General features: G+C 70.8%; 27 protein-coding genes and 3 pseudogenes. 16 read left to right on the top strand and 14 right to left on the bottom strand.

What is annotated here, in order from left to right; genetic code table 11:
• Window positions 1–90 precede the first annotated feature (90 nt).
• Window positions 91–1,026, top strand: coding sequence for an alpha/beta fold hydrolase (locus ACEXOX_RS00585; protein WP_406526175.1), 936 nt, complete (start codon window positions 91–93; stop codon window positions 1,024–1,026).
• Window positions 1,027–1,461: 435 nt separating this feature from the next.
• On the opposite strand, the gene ACEXOX_RS00580 is transcribed toward ACEXOX_RS00585, so the two are convergent.
• Window positions 1,462–2,427 (bottom strand): Lrp/AsnC family transcriptional regulator, encoded by a 966-nt coding sequence (locus ACEXOX_RS00580; protein ID WP_406518443.1) that lies wholly within the window; start codon window positions 2,425–2,427, stop codon window positions 1,462–1,464.
• 116 nt (window positions 2,428–2,543) lie between these two features.
• On the opposite strand from ACEXOX_RS00580, the gene ACEXOX_RS00575 reads away from it, so the two are divergent.
• Window positions 2,544–3,260 (top strand): FAD-dependent monooxygenase, encoded by a 717-nt coding sequence (locus ACEXOX_RS00575; RefSeq protein WP_406518442.1) that lies wholly within the window; start codon window positions 2,544–2,546, stop codon window positions 3,258–3,260.
• 5 nt (window positions 3,261–3,265) lie between these two features.
• Window positions 3,266–3,979: an FAD-dependent monooxygenase gene (locus ACEXOX_RS00570; protein WP_406518441.1), complete on the top strand. Its 714-nt coding sequence runs from the start codon at window positions 3,266–3,268 to the stop codon at window positions 3,977–3,979.
• Window positions 3,980–4,368: 389 nt separating this feature from the next.
• Here the strand turns inward: ACEXOX_RS00570 and ACEXOX_RS00565 are convergent, their stop codons facing one another.
• On the bottom strand, window positions 4,369–5,274 hold the full coding sequence (locus ACEXOX_RS00565; RefSeq protein WP_406518440.1) for a S41 family peptidase: 906 nt from the start codon (window positions 5,272–5,274) through the stop codon (window positions 4,369–4,371).
• A 1,036-nt stretch (window positions 5,275–6,310) separates the two neighbouring features.
• On the opposite strand from ACEXOX_RS00565, the gene ACEXOX_RS00560 reads away from it, so the two are divergent.
• Window positions 6,311–6,493 (top strand): ester cyclase, encoded by a 183-nt coding sequence (locus tag ACEXOX_RS00560; protein ID WP_406518439.1) that lies wholly within the window; start codon window positions 6,311–6,313, stop codon window positions 6,491–6,493.
• Between the two features lie 169 nt (window positions 6,494–6,662).
• Here the strand turns inward: ACEXOX_RS00560 and ACEXOX_RS00555 are convergent, their stop codons facing one another.
• The 5 genes from ACEXOX_RS00555 to ACEXOX_RS00535 all read right to left on the bottom strand — a co-directional run bounded on the left by ACEXOX_RS00555 (window position 6,663) and on the right by ACEXOX_RS00535 (window position 11,940).
• Window positions 6,663–7,520 carry a calcium-binding protein gene (locus ACEXOX_RS00555; RefSeq protein ID WP_406518438.1) on the bottom strand — a complete coding sequence of 286 codons (858 nt, stop codon included), beginning with the start codon at window positions 7,518–7,520 and terminating at the stop codon, window positions 6,663–6,665.
• 215 nt (window positions 7,521–7,735) lie between these two features.
• Window positions 7,736–9,103 (bottom strand): glycosyltransferase, encoded by a 1,368-nt coding sequence (locus tag ACEXOX_RS00550; protein ID WP_406518436.1) that lies wholly within the window; start codon window positions 9,101–9,103, stop codon window positions 7,736–7,738.
• Window positions 9,104–9,241: 138 nt separating this feature from the next.
• A complete protein-coding gene (gene wecB / locus ACEXOX_RS00545; protein WP_406518434.1) occupies window positions 9,242–10,495 on the bottom strand; it encodes a non-hydrolyzing UDP-N-acetylglucosamine 2-epimerase in 1,254 nt (417 codons plus the stop codon).
• Window positions 10,496–10,724: 229 nt separating this feature from the next.
• Window positions 10,725–11,408 carry a response regulator transcription factor gene (locus ACEXOX_RS00540; RefSeq protein ID WP_406518433.1) on the bottom strand — a complete coding sequence of 228 codons (684 nt, stop codon included), beginning with the start codon at window positions 11,406–11,408 and terminating at the stop codon, window positions 10,725–10,727.
• A 373-nt stretch (window positions 11,409–11,781) separates the two neighbouring features.
• On the bottom strand, window positions 11,782–11,940 hold the full coding sequence (locus tag ACEXOX_RS00535) for a hypothetical protein (protein WP_406518432.1): 159 nt from the start codon (window positions 11,938–11,940) through the stop codon (window positions 11,782–11,784).
• 551 nt (window positions 11,941–12,491) lie between these two features.
• Between ACEXOX_RS00535 and ACEXOX_RS00530 the strand changes: the two genes are divergently transcribed.
• Complete coding sequence (locus tag ACEXOX_RS00530; RefSeq protein ID WP_406518431.1) at window positions 12,492–13,217, top strand: dienelactone hydrolase family protein; 726 nt, start codon at window positions 12,492–12,494, stop codon at window positions 13,215–13,217.
• On the opposite strand, the pseudogene ACEXOX_RS00525 reads toward ACEXOX_RS00530, so the two are convergent.
• Window positions 13,207–13,752: pseudogene (locus ACEXOX_RS00525) on the bottom strand (Tn3 family transposase); the annotation flags it as partial. The gene ACEXOX_RS00530 and the pseudogene ACEXOX_RS00525 overlap by 11 nt on opposite strands.
• Window positions 13,753–14,038: 286 nt before the next feature.
• Between ACEXOX_RS00525 and ACEXOX_RS00520 the strand changes: the two are divergent.
• Both ACEXOX_RS00520 and ACEXOX_RS00515 read left to right on the top strand, forming a co-directional pair.
• Entirely contained in the window at window positions 14,039–15,037 is a 999-nt protein-coding gene (locus ACEXOX_RS00520; RefSeq protein WP_406518430.1) for an alpha/beta fold hydrolase, read from the top strand.
• Window positions 15,038–15,507: 470 nt separating this feature from the next.
• Complete coding sequence (locus ACEXOX_RS00515; protein ID WP_406518429.1) at window positions 15,508–15,864, top strand: trypsin-like serine protease; 357 nt, start codon at window positions 15,508–15,510, stop codon at window positions 15,862–15,864.
• Window positions 15,865–16,442: 578 nt separating this feature from the next.
• Here the strand turns inward: ACEXOX_RS00515 and ACEXOX_RS00510 are convergent.
• Entirely contained in the window at window positions 16,443–16,652 is a 210-nt protein-coding gene (locus ACEXOX_RS00510; protein ID WP_406518428.1) for a hypothetical protein, read from the bottom strand.
• A gap of 588 nt (window positions 16,653–17,240) precedes the next feature.
• On the opposite strand from ACEXOX_RS00510, the pseudogene ACEXOX_RS00505 reads away from it, so the two are divergent.
• A pseudogene (locus ACEXOX_RS00505) lies at window positions 17,241–17,378 on the top strand (oxidoreductase); the annotation flags it as partial.
• A 336-nt stretch (window positions 17,379–17,714) separates the two neighbouring features.
• Entirely contained in the window at window positions 17,715–18,248 is a 534-nt protein-coding gene (locus ACEXOX_RS00500) for a GNAT family N-acetyltransferase (RefSeq protein ID WP_406518427.1), read from the top strand.
• Window positions 18,249–18,573: 325 nt separating this feature from the next.
• Here ACEXOX_RS00500 and ACEXOX_RS00495 read toward each other — a convergent pair whose 3' ends face one another.
• From ACEXOX_RS00495 to ACEXOX_RS00485, 3 genes are all read right to left on the bottom strand, one after another.
• Window positions 18,574–19,017, bottom strand: a complete 444-nt coding sequence (locus tag ACEXOX_RS00495) for a DUF2267 domain-containing protein (RefSeq protein ID WP_406518426.1) — start codon at window positions 19,015–19,017, stop codon at window positions 18,574–18,576.
• Window positions 19,018–19,082: 65 nt separating this feature from the next.
• A complete protein-coding gene (locus ACEXOX_RS00490; RefSeq protein ID WP_406518425.1) occupies window positions 19,083–19,478 on the bottom strand; it encodes a DUF2267 domain-containing protein in 396 nt (131 codons plus the stop codon).
• Window positions 19,479–19,576: 98 nt separating this feature from the next.
• Complete coding sequence (locus ACEXOX_RS00485; protein WP_406518424.1) at window positions 19,577–20,008, bottom strand: Hsp20/alpha crystallin family protein; 432 nt, start codon at window positions 20,006–20,008, stop codon at window positions 19,577–19,579.
• A gap of 128 nt (window positions 20,009–20,136) precedes the next feature.
• Here ACEXOX_RS00485 and ACEXOX_RS00480 point away from each other — a divergent pair.
• Both ACEXOX_RS00480 and ACEXOX_RS00475 read left to right on the top strand, forming a co-directional pair.
• Window positions 20,137–20,852 (top strand): annotated as a pseudogene (locus ACEXOX_RS00480) (type III effector protein).
• 32 nt (window positions 20,853–20,884) lie between these two features.
• Complete coding sequence (locus ACEXOX_RS00475; protein WP_406518423.1) at window positions 20,885–21,379, top strand: hypothetical protein; 495 nt, start codon at window positions 20,885–20,887, stop codon at window positions 21,377–21,379.
• 366 nt (window positions 21,380–21,745) lie between these two features.
• Here the strand turns inward: ACEXOX_RS00475 and ACEXOX_RS00470 are convergent, their stop codons facing one another.
• Window positions 21,746–22,252 carry a carboxymuconolactone decarboxylase family protein gene (locus ACEXOX_RS00470; protein ID WP_406518422.1) on the bottom strand — a complete coding sequence of 169 codons (507 nt, stop codon included), beginning with the start codon at window positions 22,250–22,252 and terminating at the stop codon, window positions 21,746–21,748.
• A 268-nt stretch (window positions 22,253–22,520) separates the two neighbouring features.
• Between ACEXOX_RS00470 and ACEXOX_RS00465 the strand changes: the two genes are divergently transcribed.
• From ACEXOX_RS00465 to ACEXOX_RS00455, 3 genes are read left to right on the top strand one after another with little or no spacing between them, the layout of a single operon-like run.
• Complete coding sequence (locus ACEXOX_RS00465) at window positions 22,521–22,823, top strand: PadR family transcriptional regulator (protein ID WP_406526174.1); 303 nt, start codon at window positions 22,521–22,523, stop codon at window positions 22,821–22,823.
• A complete protein-coding gene (locus ACEXOX_RS00460) occupies window positions 22,820–23,293 on the top strand; it encodes a hypothetical protein (RefSeq protein WP_406518421.1) in 474 nt (157 codons plus the stop codon). Before ACEXOX_RS00465 ends, ACEXOX_RS00460 begins: the two co-directional genes overlap by 4 nt.
• Window positions 23,266–23,811 (top strand): hypothetical protein, encoded by a 546-nt coding sequence (locus ACEXOX_RS00455; protein ID WP_406518420.1) that lies wholly within the window; start codon window positions 23,266–23,268, stop codon window positions 23,809–23,811. Before ACEXOX_RS00460 ends, ACEXOX_RS00455 begins: the two co-directional genes overlap by 28 nt.
• A 344-nt stretch (window positions 23,812–24,155) precedes the next feature.
• On the opposite strand, the gene ACEXOX_RS00450 is transcribed toward ACEXOX_RS00455, so the two are convergent.
• Window positions 24,156–24,527, bottom strand: a complete 372-nt coding sequence (locus tag ACEXOX_RS00450; protein WP_406518419.1) for a hypothetical protein — start codon at window positions 24,525–24,527, stop codon at window positions 24,156–24,158.
• 755 nt (window positions 24,528–25,282) lie between these two features.
• Here ACEXOX_RS00450 and ACEXOX_RS00445 point away from each other — a divergent pair.
• Both ACEXOX_RS00445 and ACEXOX_RS00440 read left to right on the top strand, forming a co-directional pair.
• Window positions 25,283–25,435: a helix-turn-helix domain-containing protein gene (locus tag ACEXOX_RS00445; protein WP_406526173.1), complete on the top strand. Its 153-nt coding sequence runs from the start codon at window positions 25,283–25,285 to the stop codon at window positions 25,433–25,435.
• 336 nt (window positions 25,436–25,771) lie between these two features.
• Complete coding sequence (locus tag ACEXOX_RS00440) at window positions 25,772–26,332, top strand: DUF1524 domain-containing protein (RefSeq protein ID WP_406518418.1); 561 nt, start codon at window positions 25,772–25,774, stop codon at window positions 26,330–26,332.
• The last annotated feature ends 354 nt before the right edge of the window (window positions 26,333–26,686 follow it).

Raw genomic sequence — 26,686 nt, 5'->3', positions numbered from 1 at the left:
CACCTCTCTCATCCGTCCGGCCTCGCCTTCGTCGTGCCGCTGCCCTATGCTAAACCGCGAACGCTGATCGCAGTTTGGGGAGGGGTGCTCATGTCGTCATCATCAGCCGGCCCGTGGAGCCCGGTCCGCTGGGCCGGGAACGGTGCGGTCCGGCTCGCTTTCGACCAGTGGAACGAGCAGGTGGCCGGAGAGCCCCTCCTGCTGACCACAGGGTTGGGCGCGAACCGCAAATGGTTCCCGGACGGGCTGTGCCGGACGCTGGCAACGCATGGATTCGCAGTCGCCCGTTACGACCAGCGCGACGGCGGGGAATCGACCCACCTGCCGTCCACCGCCACCCGTAACCCCATCTCCGCGTTGTTCAAGAAGCGCGGAGACGCCTACACCGCAGAGGACATGGCGGATGACGCCGTCGCGGTCATGGACGCACTGGGGTGGCCGTCGGCGCATCTGCTGGGTGTCTCGCTCGGCGGTGCCGTCGCACAACGCGTCGCACTACGGCACCCGGACCGCGTGCGGACACTCACGACCATGGCTGCCGTCCCCGGAGACGCCGCGGGCCTGCGGTCCCTGCAGTACGTCCGGCTGCGGACCCTAGCGAAGTTCGCCGGCCTGAAGTTCTCCGACACCCCCGACGGGAACATCGCGGCCGCCGTCGCCGTCACCCGCCTCCTCGCCTCGCCGAAACGTCCGTTCGACGAATCCGCAGCCCGAGAAGCCGCCGCTCGCAACCTCGACAGCGGCGTGCACGACCAGCAGGCGCAGAGCCGTCAGATCGGCGCACAGTGGCACGGCCAGAAGATCAGCGCCATTGCCCGTCCCACCCTCGTACTCCACGGGGAAGACGATCCCCTCATCAAGCCGAGAGCGGGAAAGGCGGTCGCCTCCCGAGTCCCCGGCTCGCGCCTGGTTCTCCTGCCTGAAGTCGGACACGAGATCCCCGCACCTGTGTGGGAGAGGGTTGCCACTGAAATTCGTAACCTGGCCGACACCGCTCGCCACCTGTCCGCAGAGTCTGCGAACTGAACGGCGCTGTCAGATGGTCCCGGCGGCCACTGGGCACACCGTCGCACCGTCAAGCGCTGCCCAACACCCCAACAGAGCCAGCAGGGCATACTTCACGGAACTGCAACTCGTCACCGCGCTGATTCGTCCACCAACTGATGCGCTCAGCCACGACGCCCTTTGCGGATCGCCGCGCAGCACTCTGTTGAGCCTGGAGCACGGTAAGTGGCACCAAGGCAGCGTGTTGTCGCAAGGGCAGCCGGACGTAGCGAACGGACAGCGCTGACTGTCGGGGCCACTGTGCAGCCAGCTCGGGCGGCTGGTACAGCACCGGACCGAAGCCGGTGGCGCCGCCGCGCTTCGGGCGCTGCGGGTGACGGATAGCGCGCTGACCTGGTGACCAGCGGTGTGCTGTGCGTGGTCGAAACAGAAAGGAGAAGGACGGAGGAGCGGCCGCTATGCCTGGTTCGCTGCCTGCTTGACGGTCCTGATCACTGGTGCTGTTTCGACGTGTTCGATGGCTGGGAGCGCGGCGACCCGGGTGGTCAGGTACTGGTACAGCTCCTGTTGGTTCGTGCACAACACACTCGCGTACAGGTTGGTCGGGCCGGTCGTGGCGGCGGCGAAGGCGACCTCCGGATGCCTGGCCAGAGCCTGGCCGGCCTCCTCCAAGTGGGCGGGGGCGGCCGAGAGCCAGAGCAGGGTTCGGGCGTTCACGCCGAACATGCGCCAGTCGACGTCGATGTCGAGATGAAGCAGGCGGTGTTCGCGCAGCTCCGTCATCCGGCGCCGGACCGTCGTCGGCGACCAGCCGGTCGCCGCGGCCAACTGCTCGAACCCGGCCCGGCCGTCGGTGGCGAGCAGGGCGAGGAGCTTGCGGTCGCCGTCGTCGAGCCGTACCGGTCCCGGCCGATGCGGCATGGGTGGCGGACGCAGCCGTTCGCTCGCCTCCGCGTCCAGCGACCCGAGTTTTCCGACCAGGTTGTCCGGGCCGCCGTAGAAGGTGTGCAGCACGCAGTGCGCGGTCACGCCCTGAACGCGCGGGGTGCGGGGGAGTTTGGCCAGCAGCAGGGCCTCGCTGTCCGCCTCGCTCTCGGTACGGGCCACGCAGGTGATCTCGGTGCCGCCGGAGGTGAGACTCACCCAGGACGTGTCGGGGCGCCTGGCCAGCGCCTCGGCGACCGGGAGCGACGCGGCGGGAGCGCACCGTACCCGCAGGAACCACAGGGTGGCGCCCAGCACGGTGGGGTCGACCCCGCCCAGTACCCGTACCGCCCCGGTCGACCGCAACCGGGCGTACCGGCGGGCGATGGTGCGATCCGAGACGCCGAGGGCCTCGGCGATGGCGCTGAACGGGGCGCGACCGTCGATCTGCAGGGCGTGCACGAGCCGACGGTCCAGCTCGTCGTAGTCGGATTCCACCGAGTCAAGGGTAGGCGGTGTCAGATACCAACGCAATAGAGCCTGAGTCTGGCTCGGGAGGCTCGGCAGGCGGAGCGTTGCTTCGGTACTGATCGACACAGCCACAGGAGGAGACCATGGACACCGATGTGCTCATCGTCGGCGCCGGCCCGACCGGAATGACGCTGGCCAACGAGCTGTTGATGGCGGGGGTGTCGACCGCGCTGGTCGACAAGCTGGCGCAGCGCAGCGACCTGTCCAAGGCAGGCGGCGTGCAGTCCCGCACGCTGGAGGCACTCGACCAGCGAGGGCTGCTGGAGCCCTTGCTGGCCACCGGAAACCATCCCGTCACCACCGGCCACTTTGCAGGTGTCCCACTTCCGCGCCGTTCCAGCCGGCACCGTCTGCCGTGGCGATCCGTGCCGCAGGTGGTGATCGAGCAATTCTTCGAGCAGCACCTCGCCGCGCACGGCCTCCACGCCCGCAGGGATCACGAACTGGTCCGCCTCGCCCAGGACGACGACGGGGTCACCGCGGCCTTCGCCGACGGCACCACTCTCCGCTCCCGTTACCTCGTCGCCGCCGACGGAGCCCACAGCACCGTACGATCGCTCCTGCGGGCCGAATTCCCCGGCCAGCCAGGTACGTCGACAGTCATCGCCGCCGACGTGCGGCTGGGCGGCGCCGAACCGACCACGTCGCACACCTGGAACGAGGACGGACACTGGGCGGCCCTGTTCCCGCTCGGCACCGATCCGCAAGGCAGGCCGCTGCGCCGACTGGTCCTGGGCGGGCCGGGCCAGGCACTGCCGAGGAGGCCCCGGTCACCGAGGACGACATCCACCACGGCCTGAGCACCGTGTTCGGAACGCGGGTACACCTGCTCGAACTGCGCTACGCCCGCCGAATCGCCAACGTGTCGCGGCAGGTCGAGCAGTACCGGCACGGGCGCGTGTTCCTTGCAGGGGATGCCGCCCATGTTCACCTCCCGATCGGCGCGCAAGGCATGAACACCGGGATGCAGGACGCGTTCAACCTCGGCTGGAAGCTCGGCGCCGCCGTGCACGGCTGGGCACCGAAGGACCTGCTCGACACGTACCACGCGGAACGGCACCCGGTCGGGGCCGCCGTACTGCGCAACGTCCGGGCGCAGAGCCTGCTGATGGACTGGGCCGGCACCCGCGATCCGGAAGTGCTGGCCGCCCGGGAACTCTTCACCGCCATGGCCCAACTGCCGGAAGTACAACACCATCTCGCCGACCTGATGTCCGGGATGGCCATCCGTTACCCGATGCCGGGCACCGAAACCCATCCGCACGTCGGCCGGCCCGCACCGGACCTGGACCTCGGTCCGGCCCGGGTGCATGAACTGCTGCGGTCCGGACGCGGCATCCTGCTGGACCCGGCCGACACCTTCGCCAAGGTCGCCGACGCCTGGTCGGACCGGGTGGACCGGGTGGGCCAGGGCGCCGACACCGAGCCGATGCTCATCCGGCCGGACGGCTACGTGTGCTGGGCAGGCGCGGACGGCCTGGAACCGGCGCTCGACCGCTGGTTCGGCGAGCCCCGCTGAGCCGACGTTCAGCAAGCCGGCCGTTCCGCATCACGCATGCGAGACCGAAGATGGTCACGCCCCGGCCGCCCCAGCGCACGACGTGCCGGGCCGTTCATCGTCGCATTGCTCCGCTCCGCGAGCCGATCGCCCCGCCCGCATCGGCCGTCGTGTCGTACGGAGCCGGGCGAGGGTGACGGCTCCGGCGTCGTCGCTGCGGCCCTTGAGGAGGTCCGGTTCGGCGTGCGGCAGAACTTCCGGCACGAGCACGTGGCCGAAGCTGACCGCGGCCGGGCGAAGTTGGCAGAGCGCGGAGTGGGGACACATCGAGCAACTGCTCATCGGCGCCCCTGGGGGATGGGCCTGGGAGGACGCTGGGGCGCGCAGTGCTGCCGGCGAGCTGGACCGGGTCAGCCCGCCAGGCGGGCGAGGGCCAGCGCGTGCGCGTGGTCGAGGGAGTCAGCAGCGGCGCAAGGGACGTCCGGCTGCACACCGGTGCCTTCCCAGTTCGTGCCGGAGGCGGGGTTGATGGCGCGGCCCACTGGGACGGTGGCTTCCAGGTGTGGGTGCACGGTCCAGCCCTCGCACGGATGCGCGCCACCGCGGGTGCGTTCACCGACGACAACGGCGCGGCCGAGCTGCTGGAGGTCGTACGCCAGCTCCTCAGCGGCCGAGAAGGTGCTGCCGCTGGTCAGCACGTACAGCGGCTTGCTGCCACCGAAGCGCGCGCCAGGAACGTACGGCAGGCTCCAGGACTGCTCGCTGCGCTCGCCGCCGTGCCAGTACATGGTGTTGAGGTGGGTGCGCTCGTCGAGTAGGTAGCTGCAGACAAAGGCGACCGTGTCCGGGTCGCCGCCCCGGTTGGCGCGAAGGTCCACGATCAGCGCCTGGGCGCGGGAGGCCAGAGTGAGCGCGGCGCTCAGCGGTTCGGCGGCCCACTCCAGCGGAAACAGCATCGGTGCCAGCTCCACCACGGCGACACCTTCGCCGAGCAACTCCACCCGGGGCGCACCGCCCATCGAGGTGTCGAAGTCCCGACGCATGGAGTCCCGAGTGGCCGCGCCCTGCTTTGGTGAGACCGGATCGGCGTGGTGCTTCAGTCTCAGGTGTCGGTCGCCGTTGACGGACTGCAGGTCTTCGGTGACCAGCCGGGCGAGATCCTGGGCGTCATCGACGTCATAAGCCCCCTCGGCGAGGCGTCGTCGCAGCAGGCCGGCGAGCTGCTCGGCTGTCTCGGGGAATACGTAGTGCTCGGTCAGCAGCCGTACCGTCTCGTCGATGACAGGGGCTGAGGGAAGCTTCGTCGGAGTCGTCATGGCAGGGAGTGGAGCACTGCCCCTGCGAAAGCGTCAAAGGATTTAGAGACATCCGGTATGCGCGATCAGCCTTCTTGCTTGCCGTTTGCGGCGCAGCTTGACGCCGAGAAGGGCGACGGGCCCACCACCTCAAAGTGCTCCGGGACTCTGGGCTGGTCCACATCGCTGGCCCTCTCCTCCGCTGAGACTTACCCGATCTCGGGGCTTCCGTGGACGAGCTCGCCCAAGATTGCCGCACGATGGCGGGCGTGCGTCTTCCCGGAGCCCGGCGTGCCGGGGGCGGTGGGGGTATGGCAAAGGATTCGAGGGAACTGTACTGCGCGACCTGCCGGTCGCGGGAGCAGCACGTTGCGTTGGACAGCCGCGAGCAGCGGCGGTGGTTGCGGGACGTGACGGGGCGGGTGCCGGACGGGTCCTGGATGTGCGTTCGGCCCGGGTGCCGCAATGTCCGTACGTACTGGGAGGACGAGCCGTTCGACGAGCCATTCAGGATGCCGCCGCACATCTGACCGTCTCCGCTGCTGAGGCGCGGGCTTTGGCTCGGGTCTCTCAGCGGGCCAGGACAGGCACAGCTCGTGGTGCTCCACCCGCCCTGGCGCAGCCTCCTCCGTCCCCACTTGGCCAGGGTGGTGCGGCAGGGGCGCCGCTCAGATCGACCAGCAGGTCACGGACAACGAGCTGACGGACCACGAACGAGGTGCCCTCCGCCTCCCCACCGGGCACGTTCGGCGTCGGCACCCGCAGCCTGGTCCGGCCCCCGTGGGGGAAGCGCCCCGTTTCTTGCCTGGCTCCAGTGCCGCACACGCTGTCCCTACCCGCATGCTGCGGGCCGTGCGGGCGGACGGAGAGACAGTGGGGGCGGTGCGTGGTGCTGGCGTCAGCGTAGGGAGAGCTCCCATACGCATGCAATATCCACCGTGCGTCTTGTCGGCAGACGACTTGGCTCGCGGAGACCTTTGCTGCCGGTCGCAAGGGTGCTGTCGCAGGGCGGCGGGGTGGCGAACATCGATGATGGCCGATCGTCGGTGACGGACTGGTGGGGGCACGCTGGACCTTCCACGGCACGTACTGCGGCGGCATTCCCGGTGCCACCGCCCCGGCCGGCACCCCGATCTCCTTCGCCGGGCAGGACATCTTCCGCGCCGCCGACGGCCGCTTCACGGAGTACTGGGTCGTCTCGGACGGCCTCGGGATGATGAGCGCGCTCGGCGCTGTCTGACACCCTCACCTTGCCCCCGCCCCCGGACGACGCGGGGTGAACCGCCGGCCCGGGCCGATCGGCGGGGCCGGCTACTGGGCTGCGGAGGGCACCCGCCGCTCAAGCCCGATGCCCCCCGATCCCCATGCCCCTCAAGCCCGATGGACCCCCAATTCGGTCTTGGTGCCCCTCAGTCCTGATGCACCTCATCGCGGCCGGGCCCGCCGGAGAGCTTGTCCGTGCCGTGGCCTCCCCACAGGATGTCGTCGCCGCTGTTGCCCCACAGCGTGTCGTTGCCCGCCTCGCCGTAGAGCTTGTCGTTGCCCTTGCCGCCGTAGAGGACGTCGGCGCCGCCCTTGCCGTGCAGGACGTCGGCGCCGTCGTCGCCGTGCAGGGTGTTTTCCTCGTCGGTGCCGGTCAAAGAGTCGTTCCCCGCTTCGCCGTAGCAGTCCTGCCCGCAGTGGGTGAGGGTGTCGTCGCCCGGGCCGCCGTAGGAGCCGAAGCCGAACGGGCCACCGCCGCCGTCGAGGCGGTCGTTGCCGTCGTCGCCGTGGAGCATGGCGCCCGCGGAGGCCGTGAGCACGTCGTTGCCCTTGCCGCCGTGGACCCGGGCCCATGCCTGGCTGTCGGGTTCGAGGGTCGCGGTGTCGTCCTGGTCGCCGAGGTCGATGGCGTAGGTGTCGGAGTCGTCCGAGTTCTCCGGGATCGTGACCGCACAGCGTACGGCGGTGTGGTCCCCGGGCGCGGGGTACACGCACTCGTCCGCGTCCGCCGCGTTCGGGTCGATGGCGATCTCGTACCGGTCGTGGAAGGTGAGGACGAAGTACGACTCGAACTCGCCGCGCCGCTCGATCTTCTCGTCCACGGACAGCTTGTTCTGCTGGCCGGGGGCGGCCCTGTACAGCAGTTCCTTGCCGTTTTCATGGACGACGGCGGCGGTGGCGGTGGACGCTGCCCGGGCGGTCGGCGCCGACGCCGTGAGGGCGGCGGCGCTGAGTACGAGAGCGAAGGTGGTGGCAGCAGCGGCGATGGGACGGCAGGTACGCATGCGGAAGTGACCCTTCGGGACGTCGGTGTGCCGTGGTGCTCGTGGTCACCCGGTTGGACCGGGGCGCCGGGAAGGGAGTTGCGCCATCGAGGATGAACAGTGGCGGGCGGCGCAGTGACCGGGGCGTGGCCCGTTCGAGCCACCGGTTCGGCCTCGGCCGCCCCCGTAGCAGCACGCTGTGGGAGGGCGAGAATGCAGGCCGCCAGGTGCGAAGGTCAGTGTTCGACGGCCACGGCCGTGGCCGCCGTGACCGGCTCGGCATTGCGGCGGGTCTTGGCCCAGCCGGTTCGGCCCCTGAGAAGCCGTACGAAGGCACGCGCGGAGACCGGGAACAGGTGATACGCGTACAGCCACAATGCCAGTCCCCACAGCAGGCCGGTCAGCCAGGACCGGCCGGCGGCGCGCTCACGCCGGTACACCGGCCCCCAGAGGACGAACGGACCGATCGACAGAACGGCGAGTCCCACCGGCAGCGGCCATATGCCGGCTGTCTGCTCCAGCACCTCGACGCTGTCCTCGTCCGCCAGGAGCAGGCCGAGCAGAACGGCTCCGACGGCCAGCGACACCAGGTGTGCGACCGGCTGGACGAATGTGTAGAGGGTCTCCAAAACGCCGCGCGCCCGATAGTGGCGGGAGGCGATGACGCGGGAGGAGTAGCGGACGCACTGGAGGTTGCCCTGCGCCCACCGGGTGCGCTGGGTCAGCAGGCGGCGGAGGTGGGGCAGGCCCTCCTGGGAGACCCAGGTGTCGGCGATGTGGCGGATCTGGTACCCGCCCAGGATCATGTGCAGGCCCAGCTCGTAGTCCTCCAGGAGGGCGCCGCGCTGCCAGGGGCGCCGTTCGGTGGCGGCGATGTGGTCCAGAGCGGCCAGGCGGGTGAACTGGCCGTTGCCGCCGAGGCCCACCGAACCGGTGCGGTTGCGCAGCAACTGCATCCCGGTGTTGGACACGGTGAACTCCATGTCCTGCACCCGTACGAGCAGCCGCGCGAGCGCGTTGCGCAGTCGGCCGTGTCCGGGCAGCGGAGTCCGGTCGTCGACGTTGCGCATGCGTACGGTCACCTGCACTCCGCCGATGTCCGGGTCGCCGAACCCGGACGGGCCGCTGACCACCGGCAGCGCGTCCGGGGCGAGACGGCCGTCGGCGTCGAGGACGCAGACGATGACGCGGGAGCGGTCGGTGCTCGCGGGAAGGAACCTGTCGAGGGCGTCGTAGGCGCTGTTCAGCGCGGCACCTTTGCCGGTACGGGCGTGCGGGCGGCGGCGCTGGACGAGGTGGACGTACGGGTCGCTCTCGGCGTGCGCGGTGACGATCGCGCCGGTCGCGTCGTCGCTGTCGTCGTCGATCACCCAGACGTGGCCGGCGGGGAAGTCGCCTCGCAGTCGCGAGACGGTGGTGCCGACGACCGCTTCCTCGTCCCGGCAGGGCACGAAGAAGTGCCAGTCGTAGGCTTCCGGGTCACCGGCCGCGGCGACGGAACGGGTCAGGTAGGCGTGCCGGGCTCCGGCCCAGTACAGCAGGAAGCAGAGGAGCAGGACGAAGGGGAAGACGAACAGCGCGAGGCTGCCGGCGGTGGCGTGCACGAGGAAGGGTCCTTGGCAGGAAGGCAGGAAGGCAGGAAGGCAGGAAGGCAGGAAGGCAGGAAGGTGGGAGGCAGGAAGGTGGGAGGCGGGAAGGTGGGAGGCGGGACGGCGAGGCAGAGGGAGATGGCCGCGGGCGTCTTACGCGACGGCCGGTGCCCCTGCCCCGACCCGCGCCGGTTCCGTGACCGGCACCGTTGCCAACTCCGGGCCCGACACCGTTGCCGGCACTGTTCCGGACTGCGGTTCCCGCCTCGGCACCGGTGCTCCGATCTCCGGTCCCGCCGGAGTCCCGACCAGTTCGCTCAACAGCCCGGCGATCCGCCGCGAAGCCGTGCCGTCGCCGAACGGGCTGGGCAGGGCGGCCAGCCGTTCGCGTTCGAGCGCGCCGTGGGCCAGCCGGGCGCGGGCGGCCCGGCCGAGTTCCGGTCCGGGCGCGACCAGGTCGGCGAAGTCCGTCATCGCCTCGGGCCGTTCGGTGGAGGCCCGTACCACCACGAGTGGGCGCCCCAGGACGGTGACTTCCTCCTGGACGCCCCCGGAGTCCGAGACGAGCAGCGCGGCGTGCCGGGCCAGGGCCAGGAAGGTTCCGTACCCCAGCGGGCGGGTCACCCGCAGTCGTTCCAGCAGCGGCAGCAGTCCCGCCGCTTCGACCCGGGCGCGGGTGCGCGGGTGCAGCGGGAGCAGGACCGGCGTGCCGTCGGCGGTCAGTGCGTCCAGTTCGGTCAGGATCGCGCGTAGCGCGGCGGGGTCGTCGGTGTTCTCGGGGCGGTGGACGGTGGCCAGTACGTAGCCGTCCGTGGCGACGCCGTACGAGTCGAGCAGCGCGGCGCGGTGCGCGGCGTCCGGCAGGTGGCGGCGCACCACCTCGACGACGGTGTTGCCGGTCAGCATGATCCGCCGGGGGTCGGCGCCCTCGGCCAGGAGGTTGGCGCAGTTGTCGGGGGTCGCGGCGCACAGGACGTCGGCGAGCTGGTCGATCAGGACGCGGTTGTGCTCCTCGGGCATGTTCCGGTCCCGGCTGCGCAGCCCGGCCTCGACGTGCAGCAGCGGCAGCTCGCGCGCGTTGGCGGCCAGCGCGCCGGCCAGCGCCGCGTTGGTGTCGCCCTGGACCACCACGGCCAGCGGCGGCCGGTCCGCGAACAGCTCGTCGAGCTGCGCGAGGGCGGAAGCGATCTGCGTGGCACGGGACTGCCCGCCGACGCCCGTCAGGTAGGTCGGCTCGGGGATCCCCAACTCGTTCAGGAACTGGTCGGACAGCTCCTTGTCGTAGTGCTGCCCGGTGTGCACGACGTGTGCGGCCGGGCCGAGCAGGTGGATGAGGTCGGCGAGCTTGACCAGTTCCGGGCGGGTGCCCAGGATGACGGCGACGGAGCGCGGGGCAAGTGCGTGCAACAGATGTCCTCGGCGGGGATCAGGGATGCGAACGAGGGCGCCCCGGATGCGCCGCGCCGGGGCGCGAGCGGGGGAGCGGGGGAGCAGCCCACACCGACGGTGCGGGAGCCTGGTTGCCCGGACGGGAGGAGGTCGGTTGCCGCTTGGTTGCTGTTGCACTGAAAGCCGAGGTCAGGGCCTTGGGCCCGGGCCTTTGGACCCGGTGCGGAGCGAGTGTGCCGGTGTATCCCTACGGCAGCTGGTAGCGATATCCGATACCCCGTACGGACTCCACCGGGACCGGTACCTCGGGCGGCCCCGCCGCCTGCAGCTTGCGGCGCACCCGGTGAACCGCGAACTTCACCCGCCCCCGCCCCACGTCCTCGGTCGCGCCCCACACCCGGGCGAGCAACTGTCCGGTGGTCACGACGCACCCACGGTTGCGCACCAGGGTCTGGAGCAGGTCGTACTCCAGGGCGCTGAGCCTGACCTCGCCACCGTGCCAGACGGCCGACCGCCGCTCGGGGACCAGGTGCAGCCCCGTGCCGGTGGCCTCCGTCGCCCAGTGTGCGGAGCCCGTCCGCCGCAGCAGCGCGTCCACGCGGGCGAGCAGTTCCTCGTGGTCGAACGGTTTGCTCAGGCAGTCGTCGGCGCCCGCACGCAGGCCGCGTACCCGTTCTCCGGGCGCGTCGGCCGGCGTCATGAGCAGAACGGGCAGGTCGGTCAGGTCGCGGGTGCGTTCCAGGACCTCCCAGCCGTCCAATGTCGGGAGCGAGGTGTCCAGGAGCAGCAGGTCGGGCCGCTGGGCGAACAGCAGGCGCAGGCCCTCGCGCCCGCCCGGGGCCCGTACGACTTCGTGGCCGCCCCGTGCGAGCAGCGTGCGCAGCGCCGCTGCGAGGGCGTCGTCGTCCTCGACCAACAGCAGCCCGCTCACGGCCCAGGTTTCCCGAGGTCACGCTCACCCGCTCGGCCGTCCTGGCCCACCGCGCGGCCGGGAGCGTGCGCGCGGGGGCGAAGGGCGGTCCGGGCGGGACCGGAAGGCCGGTGGTGTCGCGTTGTCATACCGGTACGTACGTCCCACGGGGGCGGCGGCCAGGGCTGAGGCTCGTGTGCGGCCACCGTACGCCCGAGACCGGAAGCCCGCGATCCGCTTGCGTCCGATGGGGGAACGCGCGGACAGACGGCATCCACACCGCCCACGACGTATGCCGTACCTTCGCTGTAGGAGGCCAGGTGAGAGCCGGTGGGCTGGTCACCGTCGCCGACGGTGACCAGCGGGGTGGCGGCGAGGGTCTGCACCATGAACCTCACGGTGGACAGGGCTCTCCGGTGCGTGGGTGGCGGGCGGTGGGGCCCACCGCGGAGAACGCGCCGTCGTGGATGCGCAGGGCGAGGCGGTCGCGGTGCAGGACGTCGGGGATGTGCCCGGTGCCGCGTACGAGGCGGAACATCTCGGAGATGTGCACGGTGTCGCCCGGCCGCGCGTCGGCCCACCGCGGGGCATCACCGCGGCATGGTGACCATACAGCTCAAGGCCGAGCAGGCCGCCCCGCATCTCACCAGGAGCCTCATTGGCATCCCGTCCCAGCTCCGGCGAACGCTCACTTGGGACCGAGGCCGGGAGATGACCGAGCACCAGGCCATCACCGCCGAGACCGGAATGCCGGCTGCCCTCTGCAAGCCGCGTAGCCCGTGGCAGCGCGATACCAGCGAGAACACCAACCGGCTGCTTCGGTGGTATCTCCCCAAGGCGCGGACCTCCGCACGTTCAGCCGGCCCGACCTGGACGCCTTTGCCCACGAACTTGACCACCGCCCGCGCAAAACCCACGGCTACTACACTCCGGCAGAGGCCTACGCAGGCATCCTAAGCAGCGCCGATGCGCTGACCGTGTGAGCTCGCCATCGTTCGCCGACAGGAGGGCGACGCGTCCGGGTGTTGTAGTCGGGACAGACGGCTGTCTGCCATCGGTGAACACCACCCCGAGCGGGCGCGACAGTCCTTACCGTCCGGTCCCATGACGACGATCACCACCCGTACGGTCGAATACCCGGCCGACAACCTGACGATGACCGGCTACCTCGCGCTCCCGGCCGGTGCCGAGCGCCGGCCCGCGGTACTGCTCGGACCCGAGGGCACGGGGCTCAGCGACGTCGAGCGCCGCCGGGCCGATGCCCTGGCCGAGCTGGGATACGTGGCGCTGGCCTTCGACCTCCACGGCGGGCGCTACCTGGGCGCCCCCGAGGAGATGCTGGCCCGTTGCCTGCCGCTGCTCGCCGACCCCGACCGGATGCGGGGCATCGGCCATGCCGCGCTCGACGTGTTGCGCGCCGAACCACGGACCGACCCCGACCGGATCGCCGCCGTCGGCTACGGCACCGGGGGCGCTGTCGCACTGGAACTCGGGCGCGACGGCGTCAATCTGCGCGCGATCGGGACAGTCAACGCCCTCACCACGGGCCGGCCGGGCGAGGCGGCACGCATTCGCTGCCCGGTGTGGGCCGGGGTCGGGTCGGAGGACCCGATCATGCCGCCCGCCCAACGGGAGGCGTTCACCGCGGAGATGGAGGCCGCGGGCGTCGACTGGCGCCTCGTGGTCTACGGGGGAGCCCTGCACGCCTTCCACCACCCACCGGTCGACCACACCGTGCGTCCCGGCGTCGGCCACCACCCACGGCACGCACAACGAGCCTGGCGTGACGTCGTCGCCCTGCTCGCCGAGTGCCTGCCCGTCACGGATTGATCCGATCGGCTCCTGATATTCGCTCCTGCCCGCCGTCGTCGTCTTCGTCCAGCTCCGACGCCTCCGGGTCGCGCAGCGGGAGCAGGACGCCGGCGGCCGGGGCCGAGGCCGTGAAGCTGTGGCGGCCGAGCAGGTTCAGGTTGCGGTGCTTGAGCGGGAAAAGCCGGGCGATGTCCTCGTCCCGTATCTCGTGGCCCTCGGCCTTCAGCTGGGCGACGGCGGCGTCGATGAAGCGGGTCGTCCAGAGCACGATGACGTTGAGGACCAGGCCGAGCGAGCCGAGCTGGTCCTCCATGCCGGCCCGGTACGCCTGGCGGATGGTGCCGCGCTTGCCGTGGCACACGTCCCGGCCCAGCTTGTGGCGGGATTCCTGGACGGTGAGCTGCCGGTTCATCTGCCTGCGGTAGGTGCCGTCGACCGGGTCGGCCACGCGCAGCAGGCGCTCGGTGTTGGCGAGCCGCCCCTACTCCGCGAACGCCGCACCCAGCGGAGTCGGGCGCCCCTCGCACCCGAACATGCGCAGCAGGTCGTACGAGACGAAGGGCGTGCCCCGGGCCGCGGGGGCCTGCTGCGCCTCGCCCCAGGGCATTCACTGCCGCCGCCCCGGACGTCGCGGCCCAGGCTGAGCGTCACGTCGGGCGTCACCGCCGTCCGACGTGACGCTTGCACAGTGGATACCGGCCTCGGGGAACATCGGTACAACAGCGGTGTACGGCTCGGCGGCGGGAGCAACCACGCGCCAGGTACGGACATTTCTCCAAGACGCGTTGCGCCGGCCGCGGGGAGGGTGATGGCGTCACGAATCGAGCGACGGAGGCGTCATGGACGAGGCGAGCACCCCGCACGACCAACGCACCCACAGCCGCGCGGACGCGGCGCCGAGCACCCCGCGCGGACGGCGGGTGTGGAGCCGGCGGCGGATCATGCTGCTGGCCGTCGGTGTGCTGGCCGTCCCCCTCGCGGGCAACACGGTGTCCGTACTCACGCAGACAGCCGAAGCCTCCGGCGGGCAGATCTTGCGCCTTCCCGGTGGGGACATCCACGTCGTGCAGGACGGGCCGCCCGGCGCACCCACGGTGGTGCTCCTGCACGGCCTGGCCGGCTCGACACTATGGTGGGATCCCGTGATTCCGGCCTTGCGGGACCGGCATGTGGTGCGGGTGGACCTGCTCGGACACGGCCACTCGGCCAAACCGGCCGACGGCTACGGCATCGCGGAGCAGGCACGCCGGGTCGGGGCCGTACTCGACCGGCTCGGGGTGCGCCACGCGACCGTGGTGGGGCATTCCACCGGCGGCGCCGTCGCCACGTCACTGGCTGAACAGCGCCACGGCCTGGTGTCCGGCATCGCGCTGATCGACACCGGCCCACGGATGAACGCACGCCTCGGCGACAGCTTCACCGCCCGCCTCATGACCACACCGGTCATAGGGGAGGTGCTGTGGCGACTGCGCAGCGACAGCACGATCCGCGACGCGCTGAGCACCGCGTTCACCCGGAAAGTGCCCATTCCTGCCCGGGTCGTCGCCGATGTCCGTGGCATGACCTACCGCAGCCTCACCGCGACCAGCGAGGCGTCCGACGCGTTCCTGAAGCAACAGCCCGTCCCCGACCGGCTCGCCCACCTCGGCCTGCCGACCCTGGTGATCTTCGGTTCCCAGGACCGGCGATGGCAACCGTCCTCCGCCCAGGACTACCGCCGAGTCCCCCACGCCCGCATCGAGATCCTCGGTGGTGTCGGCCACACGCCCATGTTCGAGGACCCCGACACCACCGGAGCCCTCCTGCACGGCTTCGCCCTCGCAACCGCACCACGCTGACGCGACATCACCGATGGTCGCGCTCTGCGCGCGTCCGACTTCGGCAGAAGCTGATGAAGTGCTTTCAAGCAGCAGCGGTGCGGGTGCGGCCTCGGCCATACTCGTCCCGTCAGGGGGACCGGGGCCTGTCCCGCATTCCAGACTGGTGCAGCCCAGAACGGAGTCGAGTGAGCTTCTTCAGTTTCGTGCCTGCTGCTCTTGTCATGTCTCATTGACCTGCACTTTCTTCGTCAGCTGTCACCCGATCGGTGGCCGAGCTGAAGAAGCTCAGTGGTCCAGGGATACGACGGTGCCAACTCCGGGCACCAGTTGCTTCGCCGTTAACCCCGATCAGAGCCTGAAGGTTCCTGCGTCATGACCAGGCTTGCCAAGCCGGTCAGCGGTATCACCCCGGTCGCCGTCGCCTCGGCGCTCCGGACTCTGATGAGGAACTGAAGGTTCTCGGGTGCGGCCGTACCAAGACCGAGTGGGTGCCCGACAAGCTGCACGCGGGCACGGTCCACGATGGCGAGCTGGGGACCACCGGCAAGGACGCGTCGGTATGCCAGGGCGACACCGGCGGCCCGGCCCTGCGGGAGCGGAACGGGCGCATCGAGCTGGCCGGAGTCAGCGGCCACTCCCGGCAGGGCGGCTGCTTCGGCCAGGTGGAGACCCGCAAGGACGCTGTCGAAAGTCGCTTTGAGGACGTCAATCACTGGAACCAGCAGATCCGTTCGTTGCCCAAGCGCTACCTGACCGCAGCCGGCGACTTCGACGGAGACGGCAGGGCCGACATCAGCGTCACGTATGACTACGGACGCGGTGCGGACGGCCGGGTCGGGACTTGACTGTGGAGCTTCACCAGCAAGGGGGATTCCACGCCCACGCAAGGGCTGGAGCAACTATCTGTAGCGCGCCGCACACGGGCGGTCGGGCGAGAGCCGGGATCAGCCGTGCGGGCCCCTGTCCACGGTGATCGCTCGGGAAGTGTCGTAGTCCGTCTCCGTACGGGTCTCCGGCATCGCACGGCCGCTGATGCCACCTCACCTGCAGCCGCACCGGCTGCCCGGATGCGGCACCGTGGCAGCCCTGCCCCTGCTCCTGTCCCGCCCCGGTTACTGCGGCCCAGGGCCTCCTCCAGCTACTTCAACCGGGCCGCGTATCTTCGTGGGGTCGGAGCGGCGTTCGGCGCGTGCGCGTGGGGCCTCCCCTGATCGAAGAGTGCCGCCCCAGCCTCGCCTGCCGTGCCGAGGCCGCCACGTCGGCAGAGCAGTTGAGCCGGGGTGCCTTCCCCGTCGATCGACGTACCGTCGGCAGACTCCCCGTGGAGCCGTTGGCAAGCTCCCCAGGAGGCCGCACGAGACCGCCCCGGCTCTGTCACGAGAGCCGGGGCGGTGAAGTTCCCGAAGTCAGCCTTGCCAGGCGGTCAGCCGATTTCCAGGGTCCAGGTGCCGTCCGGGTTCGGGCTGCACATCCAGGGGCCCTTGTGATTCGTCTTCTCCATGCCCTGCTTCTCGCACGTCGCGTGGTCGGGCACGTTGAACCTCTCTTCCGCCTGTGCCGCGCCCATGCTGATGGTGGTGGCGGCCGCGACACCGGCCAGGACGACGGCTGCCTTGGTGAACGTCTTGCGCATGTCCTTGTTCCTCTGAAGTGCTTTCGTGGATGGGTCACACGCTGCCCGGCGTCCTTGCCGTCTGACTAACGGATCACTAATGGATCACTGGTGTGCGGCGCGGTGCTACGGGGGGCTGAGCTGGGGGAGAGCCGGAAGCCGAAGGGCCTGGTGCCGGGCGACGCGAAGGCGATGCGACGAGGAACCCCGTGGCGATGTAGGCACCCGCTCCTCCGGTGTCCAGTCCGGCTGGTCCTGGAAGAGCGGGTAGCGCCCCTTGAGGGGGCGGCGATGCGTTCCCACCAGCGCGGGTTGAAGCCGTCAGGAGGGTACGGGCCGACATCCCGGGGCGGTAGAGGACCAGGGTGGGGCCCTCGCGGCGGTAGCGCAGCCCGGCCACGCCGCAGATCCGGTCGCGCGGATCGCCGCTGTCGCCGCTGATCCGGTGAAGAAGGAAGTCGAACCAGCATCAGATGACGTTCGGCTCGTCGAGCAGTTGCAGGGTGAGCCGGTCTTGCCGGGCCGGACGCGCACGATGCCCAGGGAGTGCTGCGACAGACAGCCGATTGCGCAGCCATTGAGGAAGATGGCGGTCTACGGCCGTGCCTGTTCTGCACCGGCGGCAGCACCGTGGCCGTTGGCGGTCGCAGCCCGGCGGCACTCTCGGAATTCGCTGAAGAAGGCTTCGGCACGATCAGCATCGACGTCACCGACAGTGCCTCCGTCGCATCCGCCCGCGACGCCGTGCCGTCGTGCAGGCTCGCGTACCAGGCAGGCGCGTCGGCCTGGGCCGGGGAGCCTCCGGTCGGGGACAGCATGGCGAGGGCGCGTGCAGTCATCACGCACTTGCTGTTCGAAGCATCCTTGACCGCGCCTGCGCAAACGAGGACCGGTTCGCCAACGAGACCAGCTGGTCCTGAAGCAGCCCCGGACCAGCGCACGGTTCAGCGTCGGCGGCCGAACGGCCACCTGCCCCGGCGCGTGCGGCGACCAAGGGGCGACGGGCCGGGGCGGTATGCGGCCGGCGGCGGCACGGGGAGCGCCGATTACTGGTGAGGCGCACTTCTTCGGCAGGATGGTGCCATGACTGAGATCCGTACTCCCCGCCTCCTGCTCCGTCGGTGGCACGACGACGACCTCGCGCCCATGGCGGACATCGACGCGGACCCGCGGGTCATGCGCTGGATCGACGACGGGTCGGTGCGCGACCTGGAGAGCACGGCGGAGGCCATCGAGCGCTGGGAAGAGGAGTGGGACGAAGAGGGTTTCGGGCTCTTCGCCGTTGAGCTGCTGGCCTCGGGGGAACTGGCCGGCTGCGCGGGCCTGTCCGTGCCCGAGTTCCTGCCGCAGGCGCTGCCCGCCGTGGCGATCAGCTGGCGGTTCGGGCCGCAGTTCTGGGGCCAGGGCTACGCGTCCGAAGCCGCCCACGCCACGCTGGAGTTCGCGCTCCAGGACCGTGGCCTCGACCGTGTCATCAGCATCAGCCAGGTGGGTGACGACGCCTCCGAGAACATCATGCGCAAGCTCGGCATGGAGCTGGACCACGAGACGGCACATCCGGTCTACGGCCGGCCGCTGCGCGTCCATGCCATCGATCTCACCGAGTTCCAGGCGTGAACCGGCGCGAAGCCTACGGATTGGTCCCGCTGCGCCTGAGGTCCGGTGCGAGCGTGCGGCCTCTCGTGCCGCTCTCCGCCGTGTACTGCGTCCACGTGGTGAGGTCCTGCGGGCCCGGCGCCTCGGCCTTCGGGTCGGCGCCGTAGTCCAAGGACGCGAGAGCACACGGCGGCTGAGCAGTGCTGCCGGCGCGCGGATCAGCCGGGCGCTGTGCCGGATGCCGTGAAGGGTGTTGCGACCGGGAGCCGAGAGGCGTCCGGCGAATGAGCCCGGCCGGAGGGATCGGGGCGAGTCCTGCCGCGGCCCGGGGAGGCCGGGTGCCCGTTTACGCGGCCGGGGTGAGTTCGGCCCGGCCGAACAGCAGCGCGTAGCCGGTGGGCAGCTGGTGGAGGATGCGGGTGATGAGGTCGGGGCCAGCGTGGGCGGCGACGGCCGCGAAGACGGATCCGGTGTCCCACCGGGTGGTGGCCAGCGAAGCGCCGGAGCGGGCGGCGAGGTCCTTGACGAAGGCCCATCCGGTCAGCGGCTGGGCGGCGGGGGCTTGCGCGGCCAGGATCCGTGCGGCCTCCGGGGGCAGGCAGGCGGCCAGGTTGACGCGTTCGTCGCCGGTCAGCTGGCTTCCCAGCCCCGAAAGGACCAGGCGGACGGCTTCCTCGGCTCTCTCACGGGTGGGGTAGGCGCCTTCGTAGCGGACCTTCTCCAGCATCTGCTCGTACGCCGCCCCGTGCGGCTGCTGGTGCTCATGCGGTACGCGCACGTCGGTGATCACTGCGGTGCATGCCTTTCGTGGAGCCAGGGTGGGAGGGTGCCGGTGTGTGGCACCGAATGTGTGGGTCAGGTGGGCTGGGGGCGGCCGAAGAGGAGGTCGTAGCCGGCGGGGAGCTGGAGCAGGATCTGCCCCAGCAGGCCGTCGCCGGCCGTGTCGGAGACCGTGGACAGCACGGCGCTGACGTCCCAGGTCGCGGTCTGCTCGGTGGCGCCCTCGATCCAGGCCGCGGTCGCCCGGACGAACCGCTCCGGGGGCAGTGGTTCGGCGCTCTGGAGCGGGTTGAGGAGGATCAGGGCAAAGTCCTCCGGCAGGCGTGCTGCGAGCTGGGCGCGGACCTCGCCGACCAGGTGCGCGCCGAGCAGGGCGAGCACCACACGGGCCGCGCGCTCCGCTTCCCCCGGAGTGCCGTACTCGCCGCGTTCTTTCACGTGGTCGAGGAACGCTTCGCGTCGCAGAGTCATCTCGGCCGCCCCCTTCTTGTTCTTCGGACTGCCCAGGGGGTGCGGAGGCGGGGTGAGGGCAGATCAGGTTCCTGTCCTCCGCACCTGTCTGGCCGGTGTCAGCCGGAGATCTCCTTGTGGCCGGTCCCGGCGCCGACGGAGATCTTGCGGGGCTTGGCGCGCTCGGTGATCGGGATGCGCAGGGTGAGCACGCCCGCGTCGTAGTCGGCCTGGATGTGCTCGGTGTCGAGGGTGTCGGCGAGCACGATCTGGCGGGAGAAGACGCCCATCGGCCGCTCGGACAGTTCCATGTGCGCGTCGTCGGCCTTCGTTGCCGGCCGGCGCTCGGCTTTGACGGTGAGCATGTTCCGTTCGACGTCGATGTCGATCGCGTCCGCGGTGACACCGGGCAGGTCGAAGGCCACGACGTACTCGTCGCCCTCGCGGGAGGCGTCCATCGGCATGGCCGACGGCCTCGACCAGGTGCCCGGGCTCATCAGCTGCTGCGTCAGCCGGTCCAGTTCACGGAGGGGGTCGGTGCGCATCAACATCGTGAAAACACCTCCAGCGGGTTCAGGCAGTTGCTGCCAATGTGCTTCAGTGAGACCGTTGTAGCATGTCATCCAATGGATGACAAACACGATGTCGTCTACCTGATGACAACCCGAGGGAGGTGTCCGTGACCCCGGCCCGCCAGCCGTCCTCGCCCAGCACCGACGCCCGCAGCCCGGCGTCCTTCCTTGCCGCCGCGGCGGCCCTCAGCGCCATAGACGACGCCCTGCGTGAAGCCCAGCACGAGAGCCCGAAGGACCCCGGCACCCCCATCCCGACGCTCCCGGTCCGGAACAGGCGCTGGCCTCCTTGTCGCTGCTACGGCAGGTCCGCGAGCAACTCGCCGGGTGGGAGACCGGCCTGATCGAAACGGCCCGGGATGCGGGCGCCAGCTGGGCAGACCTCGCCCGCCCTCTCGGTGTCGCCAGCCGCCAGGCCGCCGAGCGCCGCTACCTGCGCGGCCGCCCCGGCCCCGCCGGAACCACCGGCGAGCAGCGCGTCCAGGCCACCCGCCAGGCCCGGGCCGCCGACCGCACCACCGCCGCCTGGGCCCGCCGCAACGCAGCCGACCTGCGCCGCCTCGCCGGCCAGATCACCGCCCTCACCGACCTTCCCCCCGCCGCCCGCCGCCCGCTCAGCGAGCTCCACGCGGCCCTCGCCCACGACGACCCCGCCGACCTCATCGCCCCCCTGGCCGCCGCCCGCCCCCACCTGGCCGATGCGCACCCCGGCCTGGCCGCCCGGCTCGACACCCTCGCACCCCCTGACTCCACCCGGCGCACCGCACCAGCAGCCCGGTCACCCTCCGCGCCCCCGGCGGCGACAGCGTCACGGACGTCATAGAGCTGGTTCCCCGTGGTGACCGCGACCCGGTCATGTCCAGGCATGCCAAGCCGGTCAGCCCGGTCGCCGTCGCCTCGGCCGCTCCGGCCTCGGGTAAGGAACTGAAGGTTCTCGGGTGCGGCCGTACCAAGACCGAGTGGGTGCCCGACAAGCTGCACTCGGGCGCGTTCACGGTAGGCACGGTCCACGACGGCAAGCTGCGGATCACCGGCAAGGACCCGTCGGTATGCCAGCGCGACACCGGCGGCCCGGCCCTGCGGGAGCGGAACGGGCGCATCGAGCTGGCCGGAGTCAGCGGCCGCTCCTGGCAGAGCGGCCGCTTCGGCCTGGAGGAGACCCGCAAGGACGCCGTCGAAAGCCGCTGCGACGACACCAATCGCTGGATCCGGCAGGTGCGTTCGCTGCCCAAGTGCTACCTGACCGCGGCCGACGACTTCGACGGCGACGGCAGGGCCGTCATCGAAGAAGGGGACGTTTCGAAATATGCGCAAAGTTTCGATTGCACGTCACCCCCAGAGGGACGGTGACGCCGCTCGTTGCGCTTCTGCTGTGGAATTAGCGGACGGCCAGGGAAGCATCCCTTCGTTCAGGGCGGCTCCCGGCTGGCTCCCGGGCCAGGTGAAAGAACACCGGTGACACGGAACACTGCGAGCCGCTCGGGCTGGGTGCGAACGTCCGCGCCCTGCACGTCCTGGCGCCCGCGCCGGTGGAGCGCCGCACCCCGCCGGACGGCTACCACCGTGCGATCGAAGACCGGGAACAGTTCCCCAGGGGGTCGGTGTTTCGGTGCGCGCGGGTGTGTCCGTGCCGCGAGTGAGGGGCGCCCCGCGCGGACCCGGAGGGAGCCCGCGCGGGGCGTCTGTGACGTAGTCAGTCCGCTACCAGGGTCGGTGCTACTTCCAGGGATCGGTGAAGGAACGACCGGGCACCGGCTTGGCGATGAGGGCCACGGCGCTGAAGAAGTTGACCTGACCGATCGCGAACATCAAGGTGGCCAGCGCCTTGGCGTCGTAGTACTCGGCCACCTGGGCATACAGTTCGTCCGAGACCCGCTCACTGCCCGCGCACGGCTGCAGCACCGCCTCCACGAGCGCCAGCGCGGCCCGCTCGGCAGCGGTGAAGTACGGCGAGTCCCACCAGGACGCCACCGACGTGATCCGCTCCTCCGACTCCCCGCCCGTGCGCAGGAAACCGGTGTGCAGAACGGTCAGATACGTACTTCCCGCCAACTGGCCGGCCCGCAGCTGGACCAGACTGATCGTGGCACGCGGCACCGAACCGTTCCCGACGAGCTTGAACAACGCCGCCGACACCTCCGCCAGCTCCGGAACAAGCTCCGCCGGGTCCTCCGACATCCGCGGAACCATCGGAACCTCCGCCGTGATCGCACGCGTCTCCATAGTCGACAACTCCTCAAGCCTAGGGACAGATCTTGCTGTCCCTCCTCTGACGGAGCCCGACGGAACGATGTGACAGGCGGACGAAAAGCACCCGACGGGCGCCGGCCCGGGCGGGAGCCGGTTTCGGCGGTACGGACAGGGCGGTGCGCCGCGACTCTGCCCTCGGCGGTGGCACACCCGGAGTTCCGGGCCGCTGGGACGGCCCCGCGGGCTCAGTGGCGGCCCCGGCGCCACGCTCCCGATCCCGCACGTTCAGTGCAGACGATCTCTGCAGGAGCCGACCTCGCTGATCCTGTGCGCGGTGGCGGATCAGCCCCGTCACGGCTACGCGATCACCCAGGAGGTCAAGAAGATCTCGGACGGGCGGGTGACGCTGCGGACCGGCACCCTCTACAGCGCCTTGCAACGCCTGCTCGAAGACGGGCAGATCCAGGTCCACAGCGAGGAGATCGTCAGCGGACGGGCCCGTCGCACCTATGCGCTGACGCCCGAGGGGCGTGCCACGCTGGCCGCCGAGGCCGAGCGCCGGCTCGCCGTCCACCGGCCCGGCCCGAAGGGAGCCATCGCGTGACCGAGGCCCCCGAACAGGCCCGTGCCTCACGGATTTTGCGCCTGTACCCGGCGTCCTACCGTCGCGAGCACGGGCCGGAGATCGCCGCCATCCATGCCGACGTGATCCGGGGTGCCGGGCGCCTGGTGCGCTTGCGGGAAGCGGCTGATGTGGTCCGGCACGCGCTGCGGGTGCACCTGTGCCTGACCTCCGCGGACGGCCCCGGACGTTTCCTGGCCGCCGCCGCGCCCTACGTCCTGGCCGTCGTGTGTGCCCCGGCCCTGTTCGGTGTGCTGACGCACGCCACACTGTGGGCCGACGACTGGACCGCGCAGATAGGGGCGGACGGAGGGCAGACCGCGGACCGGGTGGAGTGGCTGGTCGATGAGTGCGCCGCGGTGGCCGGTACGCTGGCGCTGCTGTGCGGGGCGGGGGACGGTGGGCGCCGGCGAGGCTGCTCGCGGTGTTCAGCGTGGTGGCCCTGCCCGTGACCACCTGGGTGCTCGACGCGGACTACCTCATCTACTACCGATACCTGGACCGCCCGCTGCTCGCCACCTTCGACATCCTCTATCCCGTACTGGCCACCTTGGTCCTCCTGTGCTGCCCGGCGGACCTGCCACCCGTCCGCGTCCGCGACCGGACAGTGATCGCGGCCGTGGCCGTGGCCAGTTTCCTCACCCGAACGCTCGCCTGGGTCATAGGCGCCACCGGGGAGGTCACGTGGACCACACAGCTGCTGTGGGGTCTGGAAGCTCTGGCGCCCCTGGCAGTCTTGATGGTCTTCCTGTTCACCGCACTGGAACGGGGCGGGCCGAGCGCGCGCTTCACGGCCGCGGGAGTCCTCACGGCCGCGCTGCTGTGGCTGTGGCACGACTACCGGCTGCTCGGCTCCGTACCGTACGGCGGCCTCCTCGCCGCGGCACTGGCCGGCGCAGCCGTAGCGGCGGCCGTCATGGTGCGCCGCCGGCACCGTACGGCAAACAGCGCCGGGCCCGCACGGAGCTGACCCGGTGGTGCGAGGCCAACGACAGGAGCCGTCGCGGGACGGGGTTATCGGGCAGAGACCATCGCCCACTCGCTCGGCCGAGGTGGAAACGCCGGAACCGGCGCACAACGACCGCTCTGTGCATGCCGGGGCTGACAGAACCGCCACCTGCCGGGCGGGCAGTGGCGTGGGTGAGGAGTGGATGTGGGGGCTGAGCACCGACATCGAGGCTGGGCCTTCACTGCGGCCGGACCCCGAGACGGAAGGAGCAGCAACTGCCCCGACTCAGCGGCCTGATGCTTGCAAGAGGGCGTCGGGGCGCCGAAGGACTGCCTGCGCTTCGGCGCGCTGCGGCACGCCCGCGGTCACCGATCTGGGAGAGACGTGCGGGCCATCACCGAGTGGACGTGGGTTCCGGTCAGGGACTCCGTGCGCTGGATCAGATATGTGTTGACGTTCCGGTGAAGTTCGCGCGCGGCGGGCAGCAGGATGCCAGGGGCTTCGGCCCGCTCCCGCGTGGCCGGCAGGAGCAGAACTTCCCGGACCGCGGTGGTCATCGCGGTCATCAGTTCGGTGAAGGGGAGGTGATCGGGGTCGGGGTCGGACGAACTCGTGCCGGGGAGTCGGTAGAGAGCGCCGGCGAAGTCGGTGAGCAGTTGCCTCATCTGCTCGTCCACCTCGGCGATGTCCACCTCGCGGCCCGCAGTGACGTCCTGCAGTACGCGTTCGCTGGTCATCAGCCATGCCCGTGCTGCCAGGCGTGCTACGGCGAGGATCTCCGTTTCCAGTGCCTCTTGCGCCCGGCGCCGTGCGAAGGCTGCGTCCGTGTCCGCTTGCCGTTGCGCCGCTGCGGCTGCCTCGGCCGTCTCCTGCCGGGCCTGCTCAGCAAGAGCCGCAGACGCCTCACGGTCACGCTCGCTCGCAGCCCAGTCGTCTCTGCTCTTGATCCTTTGGGCTATGACCCCGTTCACCGCGCCGATAGCCGCGCCGCCTAGCCCACTGCACAGTGCGAGTACCGCTTCCAGAGTTGCCACCGAGCAAGCATGGCAGCAGGGGAGAGCCAGCATGCCGCATCATCCCGCCCGGCCGACATGAACGGGGCAGGCACCGGCGGGCCCCGCTCCGCGGGCCGTACGTCCTTCGGCCCGTCGGGATTCGTCCTCGTTGGGCGCAAGCAAGTCCCGTGGCTGCCTGGTTCAGCTGCTGTCGGAGAGCGGGCCGTAGCCGCAACGGGCTCCGCTGAAACGACTGCGGGCGCCCCTGTGCGCGGTTCAGCGCGCCTTCGTGAGCGCTTCTTGGCCGCCGGCGACGCCCTCGATGCGGCAGTGGACGGACAGGGCGCCGTGCAGGAGCGGTATCTGCGTTTCCGCCGCCGCCAAGCCGCGCACCGTGACCTCCGGTCCTGTGAAGAAAACGGCAGGGACCAGCCCTCCACACCGATGCAGACCCGGTACACGGGGCCAGTCAGTGTCCCCTCAACGACGTCGTATTCCTGACGGTCGCAGAAGTCGCCACCGTCATGCGTGTCTCCAAGATGACGGTGTACCGGCTGGTCCACTCCGGCGATCTACCGGCCATCTGGGTCGGGCGGTCCTTCCGTGTCCCGGAGCAGGCCGTGCACGAGTACCTGAAGAAGACCTGCTGACACGTCGAGCAGGGGAGGTCCTAGCTCACGCCTCACCCGGCGCTCCCGCCCCAGACGCGGCTCCGGTCAAGCCGGGGCGGAATCGTCACACCGTGGGCAGTGCCCGCCATTGTCCCGGCAGCGCCGCAGAGTGCGCAGGACCTCGTGGGCGAAATCGTGGGCGTCGATCCCGCCGGTCTCCGCGCCGGTGCTCGGGGCAAAGGTGGCCAGACGAAACGCCTCTCGCTCAACGACGCCGGTGCGCCCGCAGGAAGCGGTGCGCGCAGCGTTCGGCGCGGTGTCACTGGTGGGTGGATTCAGGGCACCTGACGTTGTTTCACCTGGCCGGGAGCCGATTTGCATCCCCTCCGCCGCGCCGCGGCCTTCGCCTGCCCTGTTCTGCTGTTGCCCGTGGCGGCCTGCTCCGCCGATACCTCTCGCGAGGGAGCCAAGCCGCCGCGGTCGGCCGCTCCGTCGGCGCCCGGCGGGCTGGTGCTGGCCAAGGCCGTCGACCAGCTGAAGATCGCCCGTGAGAGCCGGTCCGGCTACGACCGGGACAAGTTCAAGCTGTGGGTGGACGCCGACCGCGACGGCTGCGACGCCCGCCAGGAGGCGCTCATGGCGGAGGTCGTGAAGAAGCCCCGGCAAGGCAAGGGCTGCAAGCTGACTGGCGGCCAGTGGAGGTCGTACTACGGCGGCAAGACCGTCAACAGCGTGGCGCAGTGGGACATCGGCCACGTCGTGCCGCTCGCCGAGGCCTGGGACTCGGGGGCCTCGAAGTGGCCGGCCAAGCGCCGAGAAGCCTACGCCAACGACCTGACGGCCGAGCGCGGGCTGGTGGCGGTCAGCTCCGGGCCGAACCGCGCCAAGGGCGACAAGGCCCCCGCCGAGTGGCTGCCGCCCGCCAAGGCCGCGTAGTGCACCTACGCCGCCGACTGGGCCTCGACCCAACTCCGCTGGAAGCTGACCGCGGACGTCGCCGAGCGCGCTGCGCTGTGCAAGCTCGCCGCCGGCTGCCCGAAGATGGCGGTGTCCTTTACCCCGGCTCCGTAGTCGGAGTCGCCCGCCGGGAACGTACCCCACCCGCGTCGGCGGGCTCCAGGCCGTGCGGCAGCCGGACGCGGTGGTGCGCCGCAGTCCCCTCGGCTGCGGCGCACCTGGAGTCCGGGCCGCTGGGGCGGCCTCCGCGTGGTCAGTGGCGGCCCCAGCGCTTGGTGTGGACGACGCGGCGGTGGTCGTTGCGCAGGGTGGCGGTGTCGCGGCGGTTGTCTT

Origin of the sequence: Streptomyces sp. Ac-502 (genome assembly GCF_045222935.1) — a bacterium.
Lineage (GTDB): Bacteria > Actinomycetota > Actinomycetes > Streptomycetales > Streptomycetaceae > Streptomyces > Streptomyces monomycini.
This window is presented reverse-complemented; position numbering and strand designations above follow the sequence as displayed.